At 73.2% G+C, this 12,437-nt stretch carries 12 protein-coding genes and 1 pseudogene; 10 read left to right on the top strand and 3 right to left on the bottom strand.

Annotated elements, in window-relative coordinates; genetic code table 11:
* Positions 1 to 224 precede the first annotated feature (224 nt).
* Positions 225 to 1,493, top strand: coding sequence for a cytochrome P450 (locus tag DEJ46_RS07750; RefSeq protein WP_150264808.1), 1,269 nt, complete (start codon positions 225 to 227; stop codon positions 1,491 to 1,493).
* Here the strand turns inward: DEJ46_RS07750 and DEJ46_RS07745 are convergent.
* Entirely contained in the window at positions 1,444 to 2,178 is a 735-nt protein-coding gene (locus tag DEJ46_RS07745; protein ID WP_150264807.1) for a hypothetical protein, read from the bottom strand. The two genes, DEJ46_RS07750 and DEJ46_RS07745, sit on opposite strands and share 50 nt — an antisense overlap.
* Positions 2,179 to 2,284: 106 nt before the next feature.
* Here DEJ46_RS07745 and ggt point away from each other — a divergent pair, with 106 nt between their 5' ends.
* Positions 2,285 to 4,099, top strand: coding sequence for a gamma-glutamyltransferase (gene ggt, locus DEJ46_RS07740; protein WP_150264806.1), 1,815 nt, complete (start codon positions 2,285 to 2,287; stop codon positions 4,097 to 4,099).
* Positions 4,100 to 4,220: 121 nt separating this feature from the next.
* Here ggt and map read toward each other — a convergent pair whose 3' ends face one another.
* Positions 4,221 to 4,988 carry a type I methionyl aminopeptidase gene (map, locus tag DEJ46_RS07735; RefSeq protein ID WP_150264805.1) on the bottom strand — a complete coding sequence of 256 codons (768 nt, stop codon included), beginning with the start codon at positions 4,986 to 4,988 and terminating at the stop codon, positions 4,221 to 4,223.
* Between the two features lie 32 nt (positions 4,989 to 5,020).
* Between map and DEJ46_RS07730 the strand changes: the two genes are divergently transcribed.
* A complete protein-coding gene (locus DEJ46_RS07730; RefSeq protein ID WP_150264804.1) occupies positions 5,021 to 5,356 on the top strand; it encodes a helix-turn-helix domain-containing protein in 336 nt (111 codons plus the stop codon).
* A gap of 39 nt (positions 5,357 to 5,395) precedes the next feature.
* Here DEJ46_RS07730 and DEJ46_RS07725 read toward each other — a convergent pair whose 3' ends face one another.
* Positions 5,396 to 6,094 (bottom strand): NAD(P)-dependent oxidoreductase, encoded by a 699-nt coding sequence (locus tag DEJ46_RS07725; protein ID WP_150264803.1) that lies wholly within the window; start codon positions 6,092 to 6,094, stop codon positions 5,396 to 5,398.
* 61 nt (positions 6,095 to 6,155) lie between these two features.
* Between DEJ46_RS07725 and DEJ46_RS07720 the strand changes: the two genes are divergently transcribed.
* From DEJ46_RS07720 to DEJ46_RS07685, 7 genes and pseudogenes are all read left to right on the top strand, one after another.
* A complete protein-coding gene (locus DEJ46_RS07720; protein WP_150264802.1) occupies positions 6,156 to 6,560 on the top strand; it encodes a winged helix-turn-helix transcriptional regulator in 405 nt (134 codons plus the stop codon).
* Positions 6,561 to 6,669: 109 nt separating this feature from the next.
* A complete protein-coding gene (locus tag DEJ46_RS40875; protein ID WP_150264801.1) occupies positions 6,670 to 7,116 on the top strand; it encodes a DUF4158 domain-containing protein in 447 nt (148 codons plus the stop codon).
* Between the two features lie 32 nt (positions 7,117 to 7,148).
* Positions 7,149 to 7,393, top strand: a pseudogene (locus DEJ46_RS39760) (MFS transporter); the annotation flags it as partial.
* Positions 7,394 to 7,722: 329 nt separating this feature from the next.
* Positions 7,723 to 8,694, top strand: a complete 972-nt coding sequence (locus tag DEJ46_RS07705; protein WP_150264800.1) for a quinone oxidoreductase family protein — start codon at positions 7,723 to 7,725, stop codon at positions 8,692 to 8,694.
* Between the two features lie 549 nt (positions 8,695 to 9,243).
* Positions 9,244 to 10,458, top strand: coding sequence for a recombinase family protein (locus DEJ46_RS07700; protein WP_223834555.1), 1,215 nt, complete (start codon positions 9,244 to 9,246; stop codon positions 10,456 to 10,458).
* A 10-nt stretch (positions 10,459 to 10,468) separates the two neighbouring features.
* Positions 10,469 to 10,870 (top strand): PPOX class F420-dependent oxidoreductase, encoded by a 402-nt coding sequence (locus DEJ46_RS07690; protein ID WP_150264799.1) that lies wholly within the window; start codon positions 10,469 to 10,471, stop codon positions 10,868 to 10,870.
* Between the two features lie 103 nt (positions 10,871 to 10,973).
* On the top strand, positions 10,974 to 12,236 hold the full coding sequence (locus DEJ46_RS07685; protein WP_150264798.1) for a UL36 very large tegument protein: 1,263 nt from the start codon (positions 10,974 to 10,976) through the stop codon (positions 12,234 to 12,236).
* The last annotated feature ends 201 nt before the right edge of the window (positions 12,237 to 12,437 follow it).

Below are 12,437 nucleotides of genomic sequence, written 5' to 3'. Positions count from 1 at the left end.
ACCCCGGCTCGTAGCAGTACGAGGCCAGCGCCTGCACCAGCTTCGGGAGACAGGCGGCCGGGCTCACCTTCGCCAGTACGCGGTACGCCGGCGATTCCGGGAGCCGGGGACGGGCCGGACAAGGCCGGACGACTGCGCGATCAGTCCTACGAAGACCGCCCCTGAGCTGTCATGATGGACACGTCATCATCATCACCCTTGGACCACTCCTGACGGGAGGCGCGGTGGGGGACGCGAGCGAGGTGCCGGACGTCTTCGACCCGCGGATCTACGCCGCCGGGATCCCGCACGACCGCTTCCGCGCGCTGCGCGACCTCGCGCCCGTCGCCCGACAGGCGGAGCCGGAGATCCTGGGGTGGCCCGCCGGACCCGGATTCTGGGCCGTCACGCGGCACGCCGACGTCGTCCGGGTGCTCAAGGACTCCCGTACGTACTCCTCGTCCCTCGGCGCCACGCAGATCCGGGACCCCGACCCCGCCGACCTGCCGTTCATCCGTCGCATGATGCTCAATCAGGACCCGCCCGAACACGGCCGGTTGCGACGGGTCGTCAGCCGGGCCTTCACTCCGGGCCGCATCGAGCGGTTCGCTCTCACCGCACGGGAGCGGGCCCGGACACTCCTCGCGGAAGCCGTCGCGGTCGCGGAGGGTGCCGGTGGCGAGGCCGACCTCGTCCGGACCGTCACCGACGACTACGCCCTGCTCAACCTCACCGACCTGCTCGGCGTCCCCGCGAGCGACCGGGGACTGCTCCACGCCTGGACCGAACGCGTCATCGCCTACCAGGACCCCGACGAGCCGCCCGTCCTCGACGCCGAGGGACGGCCGGTCAACCCCCGGTCGCCCGCGATGCTCGCCGAGATGTTCGGGTACGCCCAGGAGCTCGCCGCGTACAAGCGTGCGCACCCCGCCGACGACGTGATGACCTCGCTCGCCACCTCCGAACTCGCCGACGCCGAACTGGAGATGTTCTTCTTCCTGCTGACGGTCGCCGGCAACGACACCGTCCGCAGCGCCGCCCCCGGCGGACTCCTCGCTCTCGCCGAACACCCCGGGGAGCAGGCCCGCCTGTGGGACGGGAAGGTCCCCATGGAGACGGCCGTCGACGAACTCCTGCGCGTGCACCCGCCCGTGCTGTCCTTCCGCCGGACGGCCGCCCAGGACACCGTGCTCGCGGGGCGGGCGGTCCGGTCGGGCGACAAGGTCGTCGTCTTCCATGCCTCCGCCAACCACGACGAGCGGGTCTTCGCCGCACCCCACCGCCTCGACCTCGGCCGGAGCCCGAACCCGCACGTCTCCTTCGGCGACGGACCGCACGTCTGCCTCGGCGCCCACTTCGCCCGGCTTCAGCTCCGGGTGCTGTACGAGGAGGCGCGCGAAGCCTGCGGAGGCGTGGAGCTCGCCGGGCCGCCCCGCAGGCTGGTGTCCAACTTCATCAACGGGATCAAGTCGCTGCCGGTGCGGCTGAAGGAGCCGACAGCGCGACCCGCGTGACGTCGGCGACGAGCTCCACGACGTCGGGGCCGTAGGCCTGCGAGTTGACCACCTTCAGGAGCAGTGCGAAGGAGCCGTCCGACCCGTACTTGCCGGCCAGTTCCTTGTGGTGGCGGGCCAGATGTCTCGCCGCGGCCTGATTGGTGACCGCGGCCTGGCCGCAGAGCAGGAACACGGGACGGACGCCCTCGCCGCGGGTGAGGCGGGCGAGGACGACGTACTCCCTCACGCCCCACTCCGGGCGGTAGCCCTCGCCCGCCACGGTGATCATCCCCCGGTCCTCGCTCGGTTCCTGCTCGACGTTCATCGTGAGTCCCGGCAGCAGGTTCGGCAGATGGGCTGCCATGCGCCGGTTGGAGTAGGGGCCGCCGATGCAGAACTCCGCTATCTCGCCCAGACCCTGACGGGCCGTGTCGTGCTGCACGATGCGGGGGCGTGCCCCGCAGTCCTTGACCAGCGCCGACAGTTCGAGCAGCGCCGAGACATCGGTAGCGTGCACGCCGCGCTCGCTGCCGGCCAGACGGTTCACCACGAGCAGGCACTCCGAGCCGGAGGGCAGGCCGAAGAAGGCCTGCTTGCGGCGGAGCCCCCGCCGCCAGAGGTACGTGCGGGCCAGCCATCCCAAGGAGGCGCTGACCCCGGTCGCCAGGACCCCGAGCACGATGTTCCGCACGTCTTCGTTCATGGGCGCGCATGCTATCGGCCGGACCGGCCCCTTGTTCGAGGCGGTCCTGACGGGAGGGGCGGAAGGAAGTTACGCTGCGCGGACGGTCGTTGACTGGAGGTTGCGCATGCGTCGATCCGCCGCCCGGAAGGTCTCCGTTCTCGCTGTCGCGGCGACGGTCCTCTCGATGGGCGCCGCCGCGCCGTCCCCGGCCCCGCCGGGAGCCCCGCCGGGACCGGGCAAGGAACCCGTCGCCGTCGGCCACGGCGGAGCGGTCGCCAGCGTCGACGCCGACGCCTCGGCCGCCGGAATCGAGATCCTCCGCAAGGGCGGCAACGCCGTGGACGCGGCCGTCGCGGTCGCGGCGGCCCTCGGCGTCACCGAGCCGTACTCCGCGGGGATCGGGGGCGGCGGCTACTTCGTGTACTACGACGCCAAGAGCCGTACGGTCCACACCGTCGACGGCCGGGAGACGGCACCCCGCTCCGCCGACGCGAACCTCTTCACGGAGAACGGCAAGCCGATCCCCTTCGAGGAGGGCATGACCAGCGGCCTCGGCGTCGGCACCCCCGGCACCCCGGCGACCTGGAAGACCGCCCTCGACGCCTGGGGCAGCAAACGCCTCGCCACCCTCCTCGCGCCCGCCCAGCGGCTCGCCCGCGAGGGATTCACCGTCGATCCCACCTTCCGCGCCCAGACCGCCGCCAACGAGGCCCGCTTCCGCGACTTCCCGGCCTCGTCCGAACTCTTCCTGCCCGGCGGACAACTGCCCGTGGTCGGCTCGGTGTTCAAGAACCCCGACCTGGCCCGTACGTACGAGACGCTCGGCCGCCAGGGCGTCGGCGCGCTCTACCGGGGGCCGCTCGCCCGGGACATCGTCGACACCGTCCGCACGCCCCCGGTCCGGGCGGGCGCCACCCGGACCGTCCGCCCCGGTGACCTGACGGAGCGTGACCTCGGTGCGTACCGCACCGAGTTCCGCAGGCCGACGAAGGTCGCCTACCGCGGACTCGACGTCTACGGCATGGCCCCGTCCTCCTCCGGCGGCACGAGCGTCGGCGAGGCGCTCAACATCCTGGAGGGCACCGACCTCGCCGCCGCCACCCGGGCCGGCTATCTCCACCGGCACATCGAGGCCAGCCGGATCGCCTTCGCCGACCGGGGCCGCTGGGTCGGCGACCCGGCCTTCGAGTCCGTGCCGACCCGCGAACTGCTCTCCCAGCGGTACGCCGACTCCCGCGCCTGCCTGATCCGCGACGACGCCGTCCTGACCAGCCCGCTCGCGCCCGGCGACCCCCGCGACCCCGCACCCTGCGCGAGCGGCGGCACCGCCGCCCCGACCACGTACGAGGGAGAGAACACCACCCATCTGACGGCCGCCGACAAGTGGGGCAACGTCGTCGCCTACACCCTGACCATCGAGTCCACCGGTGGCAGCGGGATCACCGTGCCCGGCCGGGGCTTCCTGCTCAACAACGAGCTGACCGACTTCTCCTTCGCCCCGGCGAACCCGGCCGTGCACGACCCGAACCTGCCCGGCCCCGGCAAGCGCCCGCGCTCCTCGATCTCCCCGACGATCGTCCTCGACGGGCACGACCGGCCCGTCCTCGCCCTCGGCTCGCCGGGTGGCGCGACCATCATCACGACGGTCCTCCAGACCCTCACCGGGGTCGTCGACCGGGGCCTGCCGCTCGTCGAGGCGATCGCCGCGCCCCGCGCCAGCCAGCGCAACCAGGCCACCACCGAACTCGAACCCGGCCTGTGGAACAGCCCGCTGAGGGCCGAGCTGGAGGGCATCGGGCACGCCTTCCGGCAGAACCCGGAGATCGGCGCGGCCACGGGCGTGCAGCGGCTGCCGGACGGACGCTGGGTGGCCGCCGCGGAGAAGGTCCGCAGGGGCGGCGGCTCGGCCATGGTCGTCCGGCCCGCGGGCGGCCGGTAGCGGCCTTCCGGCGGCCGACAGGGGCGCGCGTCCACTCGGCGCGCGTCCATGCGGCGCCCGTCCATGCGGCGCGCGTCCATGCGAGGTGCGTCCCGGCGCCGTGGTCCTGAGGGCGCGCGTCCTACAGGGCCGTGAGCACGCGCGGGCCGTCGTCCGTGATCGCGACCGTGTGCTCGGCGTGGGACGCGCGCGAGCCGTCGAGCGTACGGATCGTCCAGCCGTCCCGCGCCGTGTAGTGGTCGTCCGTACCGCCGCCGATGAGCATCGGCTCGATCGCGAGCACCATGCCGTGCCGCAGCTTCATGCCGCGACCCGGGCGTCCCTCGTTGGGGACGCCCGGGTCCTCGTGCATGGTCCGGCCGATGCCGTGGCCGCCGAAGCCGTCCGGGATGCCGTACCCCGCGCCCCGGCAGACCCGGCCGATCGCGTGCGCGATGTCACCGATCCGGTTGCCGACGACGGCCGCCGCTATGCCCGCCGCCAGCGCCTCCTCCGCCGCGGCGATCAGCCGCGTGTCCTCCGGGCGGGCCCGGCCGACCGTGAAGCTGACGGCGGAGTCGCCCGCCCAGCCGCCCAGGAGCGCCCCGCAGTCGGCGGAGACGAGGTCGCCGTCGGCCAGCCGGGTCCCGTCCGGGATGCCGTGCACGATCGCGTCGTTCACGGAGACGCACACGACCGCCGGGAACGGCACCGGAGCCCAGTCCGGGTGGTAGTCGAGGAAGGGCGAACCGGCCCCAGCCTCCGCCAGCACCTCCCGCGCCGCCCGGTCCAGCTCGGTGAGCGCGACACCGGGCGCCGCCTTCTCCCGTACGGCCGCGAGGGCCCGGGCCACCACCCGCCCCGACTCGCGCATCGCCGCCAGGGACTCGTTCGTCTTGATCTCCACCATGCCAATTACTATACCGGTATTAGAATGGCGTCATGGTGCGCACACCCCTGACCCCCGAAGAGCGCGAGCGCGGCGAACGCCTGGGCCTCCTCCTGCGCTCGGCGCGCGGCGAGCGGTCCATGGTCGAGATCGCGGCCGCGGCCGGCCTGTCCGCCGAGACCCTCCGCAAGATCGAGACCGGGCGGGCCCCTACGCCGGCCTTCTTCACCGTCGCGGCCCTCGCCCGGGTCCTCGGCCTCTCCATGGACGAACTCGTGGTGCTCTGCACCCCGACCCCGGCTCCGGCCCTGGCCCCGGCTCCGGCTCCGCATCCGGGCCCGGTCCCGTCCGCCCACCCGGCTCCGGCCCTGGCCCCGGCCCCGGCCTGACGGGGCCGGGCCTGGCCGGCGCCCGGCCGGGCCGGCGTCTCAGAGGGACACGGCCAGCTGCACCCGGCTGTGGCGCGGGCGCTCGATCTCGTCCAGGAGCGCGAGCGCCAGATCGGCGTGCCCGATCCGGCCCGGCCCCTCGACGACCGTGCCCACGGCCGTCCGGTACGCACCGGTCCGCTCCGCCTCCGCGTTCAGGTCCAGCGGTGGCACCACCATCAGCCAGTCGAGCTCCGCCCCCGCCTCGGCCGACAGCAGCTCGAACTCGGCCACATGCCCCTGGGCGAAGGCGCGCCATGCCTCGGGGAACTCGGGTGCGTCCATGAGCCGCACCCCGGGCGCGGTCTCCAGCGTCGTCGCGATCCCGAGGGTGAGCAGCCGTACCACCCCCGCCTCGGTCAGGCCCGCGACCAGGGCCTTCGCCGCAGCCGTGAAGTACTCCTCCGAGGGCAGGTCCAGACGGGCCGCCGCGTGCACCGCCGCGTCGTGGCCGGCCACGAGCGCCGCTACCGAGGCGGCGTCCGTCGCGTCACCCCGTACGAGCGTGACCCCTTCGCGCTCCAGATCGCGGTACGCGGCCGGGTCGCGGACCACGGCCGTCACCCGGTGGCCCCGGGCCACCGCCTCCGCGACGGCCGCCCGGCCGACCCGCCCGCCGGCGCCGAAGATCGCGATGCTCTTGCTGTGGATGCTGTTGCGGTTGCCGCTGTCGGCCTTGTTGCCGTTCTCGATGTCCATGCCCGGACCGTAGAACGGAGGTACCTGGTTACTTCAACGGTACTGGGCTAGCGTCGGCCCCATGCCTGATCAGCCCACTCCTGCCGCCCCGTTGGACCCCGCCCGCTTCGGCGACCCCGACTGCGCCGCGAGCCCGGCCCAGCCCTTCCGCGTCGGCGACAAGTGGACCGGCATGGTCCTGCGCTGCCTGGAGGACGGCACACCCCGGCGCTTCTCCGAACTGCGCGTGCCCCTGCACTGGATCACACCCAAGGTCCTCACCGAGACCCTCCGCTCCATGGAGCGGAACGGCTTCGTCACCCGGACCGTCCACGACGAGAACCCGCCCCGCGTCGAGTACGCCCTCACCCCCCTCGGGCGCTCCCTCATCGGACCGCTCGACACGGCCTGCGACTGGGCCCGCGCCCACGCCCCCGCCATCACGGAGGCCCGGGCCTCGTACGAGCAGGACAGCCCGGTGGCGTAGTACCGGATGAGGGTCCCGACGGCCGGGGCGAGCGTGGAGCCGTGCACCTTCGTCGGAAGCGCCTCCTCGCCGCTCCGGGCCTGGTCCGGGCCTGGCTACGGTCCGGCTCGTGCCGGTGGAATTTCTGAGTGATGAGCAGGCCGAGGCCTACGGGACGTTCGCTGAGGAGCCGACGAGGCCCGAGCCGGAGCGGTTCTTCTTCCTGGACGACGTGGACCGGGACCTGATCGCCCTGCGGCGGACGGAGCATCACCGGCTCGGGTTCGCGCTCCAGATGTGCACGGTGCGGTACGTCGGCCTGTTCCTGGAGGACCCGCTCGCGGTGCCGTGGCCAGTGATCGAGCACCTGGCCGTGCAGCTCGGCATCGAGGACCCGTCGGTGGTCGAGCGGTACACCGAGCGGCGCCAGACGGTCTGCAAACGCCGCAACGAGGTCGAGCGCACGATCAACCGGCTCAAGAACTCCCGGGCCGTCGCAACCCGCTACGACAAGAGGGCCTTCGTCTTCCACGGCACCATCACCATCGCGGCGATCCGCCTATGGCTCCGACCCTGATCCGCCGGACAGTGCCTAGGAGACCTGGTCCTTACCTGCCCTCCCGCATCGGTACCGCCAGCGGCGTCACCCTCGGCCTCACCGTCAGCATCGGCGGCCTCATCAGCCCCCTGCTGGGACACCTGGCCGACTCCACCTCCCTGAAGACAGCCCTCACCCCCCCTGATCGCCATGCCTGCCCTGAGCTGGCTCCTCTTCCGCGCCCTGCCCGAACCCACCGCCCCCCAAGCCTCAAGCCGACGCACCCGCGCCCGCATCCGCGCGGCAGGACGCGTAGAGCTGCACGGATCAATGTGCATGAACAAGGGCAACCGACGGAACTGACCGACCTGCAGGAACGTGGCTTCCGCCAGGCGCCGATCCCGCGCGGCTGTGTCCGCGATCCCGGGTGATGACCGCTATCGGGAGCCAGCTGTGGTGGAGCGCAGGCAGAGCCGTGATGCCCGGCCGGCCGTCGACCGCGTTTCGTCACCTGGGCAGGCCCATTCCGTCGGTGGCACGCTTCTCCCGCGTGGGCACGAGACGGCCACGACACCTCGCCGCGAGCGGGAATCGGATCGCCACGACCGGAGTTGGTGAGGGAAGTTAGCCGTTTCAGGAGGGGATATGCGAGCGATTCAGGTTTCCGAAGTGGGCGGTCCCGAGGTGCTGCGACTGGTCGACATTGATCAACCGATGCCGGGCCCGGGCCAGGCGGTCGTGGAGGTCGCCGCGTCCGGCGTCAACTTCCTCGACGTATACCACCGCCAGGGCCGGTACACCCTCCCGCTGCCCTTCACCCCGGGCACTGAGGGCGCGGGCACGGTCCTCGAGGTTGGACCCGGCGTCACCCACGTCGCTGTGGGAGACCGGGTCGGCTGGGTGGAGATTCCCGGCACCTATGCCGAGCAGGCCGTCGTGGACTCCTCCCGGCTCGTGCCCCTGCCCGACGGCGTCGACTTCGAGGCCGCCGCCGCCGTGCTGCTGCAGGGCATGACGGCGCACTACCTCGTCAAGGACGCCTACCCGGTCCAGCCAGGCGACACGGTGCTCGTGCACGCTGCTGCCGGCGGCATGGGGCTTGTGCTGACTCAGCTCATCACCCATCTCGGCGGCAGAGTGATCGGCACGACCTCGACACCGGAGAAGGCCGAGCTGGCGCGGCGCGCCGGGGCCGCCGAGGTGATCCTCTACTCTGCAGTGGACGATCTCGCGGCCGAGGTGAAGCGGCTCCATGGCGGCCAGGGCCTGCCTGTCGTCTTCGACGGCGTCGGCAGGGACACCTTCGAGGCGAGCCTCGCCAGCCTGCGAACCCGCGGCCACCTGGTGCTCTTCGGCGCCGCGAGTGGTGCAGTGCCGCCCTTCGACCCCATCCGGCTCGCCCAGGGCGGTTCGCTGACCCTGATCCGGCCAAGCCTCGGGCACTTCATCGACGATCGGTCCGAGCTGCTCCGGCGCGCCGCCGACGTGCTTGAATTGGTGCGCACCAAGGTGCTTGAGACCACCGTGACGGCCCGGTACCCGCTCGCCGAGGTCGCCCAAGCTCACCGCGATCTGGAGGCTCGGCGTACCACCGGCAAGCTACTCGTCATCCCCTAGGGCAACCGACGGAATTGACTGACCAGCAGGAACGTGGCCTCCGCCAGGCGTCGATCCCGCGCGGCTGTGTCCGCGATCCCGGGTGATGACCGCTCACGGGAGCCAGCTGCGGTGCGAGCGCAGGCAGAGCCGAGATGCCCGGCCGGCCGTCGACCGCGTTTCGTCACCTGGGCAGGCCCATTCCGTCGGTGGCACAACAAGGCCCGCACAGCGAAGGAGGGCGTGCCCGCACTCCAGATCGCTTCCCTCATCGGCTGGTTCGGTGAGCTTGTCCGAGATCAACCCGGACACGACCCGCAGCCTCCCACCGCCCGACCCGCCCGACCCGCCCGGACAGTCCGCTGTCAAGCACAGTGGACCCGGGCGGGCGGATCCAGCCGGCCCGGCCTGTCGGTAAACGATCGTTTGACGACACGGAGGCGTCGTGTCCGATGAACCCGTGCAATCCGGGGGTTCGAGGCGGTGCGAATCCCATTAGATCCGATGGTGATCGCTGACAGGGTTTGACGACGGAAAGGGGCCGATCCTCCGTAAGGAAGGGGCCCTTCGGTGGCGAACCTGGTCTACAAGCGGGGATCGACCGACCAGCAGTCCACCGCCCGGCAGAACCTCGTCCTGGCCGAGGCCGGGATCGAGGACCCGGTCGTCTTCGAGGAGGACCCGGGCACCTCCAGCCGCCGCCACCCCCTCCAGCGCCCGAAGTCCGGCGAACTGCTCACCTCCGCGCGGCCGGGCGACACCGTGCACATCTCCGAGATGTTCCGCCTCGTACACGGCAGCGGCCACATCCTCGACGTGCTCGACGTCCTCCACCGCGACCAAGTGGCGCTGCGCATCCACGACGGCGCGTTCTCCGCGATGGACCTCACCGCCCGCCACCCCCGCACCGGCGAGCTGCTGTCCGCCGTGAAGTTCATGGTGCAGACCCTCGCCGCCGCCGGCGAACTCCAACGCGACCTTCAGCGCGAGCTGACCTACGACGGACTGCGCGCCGCCGAGGCCAAGGGCAGCAAAGGCGGACGCGGCCCCGCCGTCCCGGCCGGCAAGACCGCCGACGTGCGCACCGCGCACCTGGAAGGCCGCTCCATCGCCGCCCTCGCCCGCGACCACCGGGTCAGCCGCGGCGCGATCCGCACGGCCGTCGCCGACCTTCTGCCCGACCACACCGCCACCGAGGAGGACGCCCCCGCCCCGGAGTCCCCGGTCACCCTAGACATGCCGGGCGAAGTCGCCGACTTCCTCCGCACGCCGAACTGGAGCCCGCCGAGCGGGCCGCGCTCGACCGAGGGGCGACCGTACGGCGCGGCCAGGGCTACCCCCTGCGCGTCAGCGCCGTCCCCGCCGTGCACCGACAGCTCCCCGCCCGCTGCCAGCCGCTCGACGGCAGCCAGGGTCTCCCGGCCGTCGGAGCCGCCGACCCGCCCCGGTCCGTCGCACCGGACGGCGAGGAGGCCGAACGGCTGGGCGTGGCCGTGGAGTTCCATGCCCGCTACCAGCTCGGCGAGACCGCCCCGAAGTGGCTCTGCGGCGGAAAGGCCGAGCGGACCATGGGCCCGGACGTCGAGGCAGCCCTCAGCCACCTCGAAGGCCGGATTGGGCATGAAGCTCCCGCAGACCGCGAAGCTCGCCCGGAGCCAGCGGCCGAGCGGCACCGACGACCTCTTCGTCGCCTATGAGACCCTCGCCCACGCCTCCGACCCCGGCCCGACCGTGACCCCGGCCTGCGCGTGGCCCGACCCCGGCCCGACCGCGGCCCTGGCCTAGGCTCCCGCCCATGATGCCCGAGGAACTGCGGCGCGGCCGCTACGTGAGCCTGACGACCTTCCGCAAGAACGGCACGGGGGTCGCGACACCCGTCTGGTACGCGGTGGAGGGCTCCGAGCTGTACGCGTGGACCCGTACCGACTCCTGGAAGGTCAAGCGGCTGCGGAACGACCCGCGGGTCGAGGTCGCCGTCTGCGATGTGCGCGGCAACATCGCCGCGGGCGCGACGCGCTTCACCGGCGAGGGCCGGCTGGTCGAGGGGGAGGAGCTGAGCCGGATCCGGGGCCTGCTCTCGCGCAAGTACACCTGGCAGTACTGGCTGACCGACGTGCCGGCCATGATCGTCCGTCTCGGCAAGCGTCCGCACACCGGGATCGTCGTGCGCCTCGGCGCCGGAGAATCCACCGGGTGAGGCACCCGCCCGAAAACGGACCGTAGTCGTCCCGTAACACGACTGCGGTCCAATACCCGCGGACCGGAAGGTTCCAGTCGACGGCGGGGCAGGTGCGGAACGCATGACGGTACATCAACTCCCGGTGGAAGTAGCGAACTTCGCGCAATGGCTGACGGAGCTCGCCTCCCGTCTCCGGCCGGACGCCGGCTGGTACGGCGTCTTCGCCGAACGCGACCCTGAGGGGCTGCGGGCCTGCTTCGACGGCGCGGAGATCCTGCCCTGGGACGTCGTCGAGTCGCTGCTCCAGGACGCCGGGGAGCAGGCCGACGGGCCGCTCGCCGGCCGGGGCCGGGCGCTGCACGCGGCGGCGGCCACCGCCCACGACCGGCGCCCCGGCGGGGCCGCCGCGCTTGCCGAACGCCGCGACCTGATGGAGCACGAACGCCGGTACGCCGAGTCCCGCGCCCGCGAGCTGGGGGATCGGCTCCGCGCCGCCGCCGGGACGGCGGAGGCGGCCGGCCTGGAGAGCGACCTCGCCTGGATCCGCGACGACCACGCCCGCGCCGCCGCCCGCGTCACCGAACTGACCGCGCGACTGGCCCGCCTCGGCGGAACCGCGGGGGCCGCACCTGCCCCGGCGGCGCCCCCGTCCGCCAAGCGCCGCCCCCGGGGCGCCCGGTACGCCTGGCTGGAGGAAAGTGCCGAGGGGGCGACGCCCGCGGTGGCCGTTCCCGCACTGCCGACGGGGGGAGCGGCCCCCCGGGGCGCGCGGTTCGGGGGTGGCGGCGAGTCCGGCGCGGCCGCCGCCCAGGCCCCCGCCCCCTCGGGCGAGACGGCCCCCGCACAGGCCGTGCGTGCCGCCGCCAATGCCGTCTACGCCCTCCAGCGGCTCCGCGCCCAGGGCCGTAGCGGCGAGGCGCACGCCCTGCTCTGCGAGGCGCTCACCGGTCCGCCGGACCGGCTGCCCGCTCTCGCGGCGGAGCTGCACCGGGCCGGGCTGCACGCCGACTGGTCCACCCTGCTCTGGGAGGCGGCCTCGCTGCCGCCCGGCCGGCTCGCAGCCGTCGCCGGGGTCCTCGCCGACGCGGGCCGGGCCGCCGACTGCGACCAGCTGCTCCGGCAGGGCGTGGCCCGCCCCGTGGAGGAGCTCGCCGGGGCGTGCGCCGCGCTGCGCGCCGACGGCCACGACCGCGAGGCGCACGCCCTGCTCACCGCCTTCGTCCGGGTCCGGACCCCCGAGGACGCCGCCCGCCTCGCGGTCGCGGACCCGCGCGGGCTCGTCCCCCGGCTCATCGGCGCGGCCCGCGCGGTGTCCGCCGCGCGGGAGCGCGACCTGCTGCACGCCCTGCGCGTGGCGGGCCTGGCGGGTCTGGCGGGCGCCTGACGGGGAGCGGCGACGGCCGCCCCACCGGCGCTTGTCATTACTTGCGGGTACGTGTCGGTACGTGTCCGACGTGGACCACTCGGGTATGAAACATGATCGACGCCGCCGCTTCGCGACGGTGGTCTTGCTCCGGGGTGTGACGGGGCTTACGTTCTCCTCCTACGCCCCGCGTCTACGGGCGTAGAGGCTCTCTGACGCCGT

This window comes from Streptomyces venezuelae (genome assembly GCF_008642375.1).
Classification (GTDB): domain Bacteria; phylum Actinomycetota; class Actinomycetes; order Streptomycetales; family Streptomycetaceae; genus Streptomyces; species Streptomyces venezuelae_G.
Note: the sequence above shows the minus strand (reverse complement) of the source record. Positions and strands in the feature narration are given on the sequence as shown.